The sequence below is a fragment of the Corynebacterium sp. KPL2850 genome (assembly GCF_040225855.1).
GTDB lineage: Bacteria > Actinomycetota > Actinomycetes > Mycobacteriales > Mycobacteriaceae > Corynebacterium.
Genome location: NZ_JBEHFV010000083.1, coordinates 1 through 555, shown reverse-complemented (window position 1 = coordinate 555; position 555 = coordinate 1). Strand labels below are relative to the sequence as shown.

2 pseudogenes are annotated in these 555 nt (G+C 61.8%); both read right to left on the bottom strand.

Features of this window, described 5'->3' with window-relative positions:
• Positions 1-232, bottom strand: a pseudogene (locus ABRP93_RS11675) (HNH endonuclease signature motif containing protein); the annotation flags it as partial.
• A gap of 126 nt (positions 233-358) precedes the next feature.
• Positions 359-555: pseudogene (locus tag ABRP93_RS11670) on the bottom strand (nitrate reductase); the annotation flags it as partial.

Sequence of the window (555 nt, the reverse complement as noted above, 5' to 3'; positions counted from 1 at the left end):
ACTTTTCGATGAGGCTGAGCACGTCGAGCGGGTGCGTCGTCGAGCGCGCCGTGCGTTGCTTGGCGCTAAAGGCACAGCGGCCAAAATAGACATCGCAAAGATGCACCACCTCGCGCGCGGCGATGTCGCTGGCGCCGCGCTGCACCAAGTCGCGCTCGCTTAAGCCCCGGGCGGCGGCGATGATATCCATACCTTGGCCCAGCGCGGTTAAATAACGGTCGAGTGCGTTCATGCCGCCTAGTACAACGCACAATCCGGCGCAACGGCGACCGCACGCACGAAGGCCTGTGGATTACGCTGCGAACCTTACCGCCACGGCGCTATTTCGCGGCGGGGTCAACAAAGTTATCCACAGATTTTAGTATTTAGCGTCGTGGCCTTCGCCCACGGTTTCGTACAGCCGCCGCATGATGGGATACGCAATGATGATGCCGACAGAACCCCAGGCGATGCCCTCCAGGCTCACCCCTCCCACGGTCAGGGTCAGGTTGCCGATGCCCGCGATCAAGGCCACCGCGGCCGCCGTCAGGTTCACCGGGTTATTGAAGTTGACCT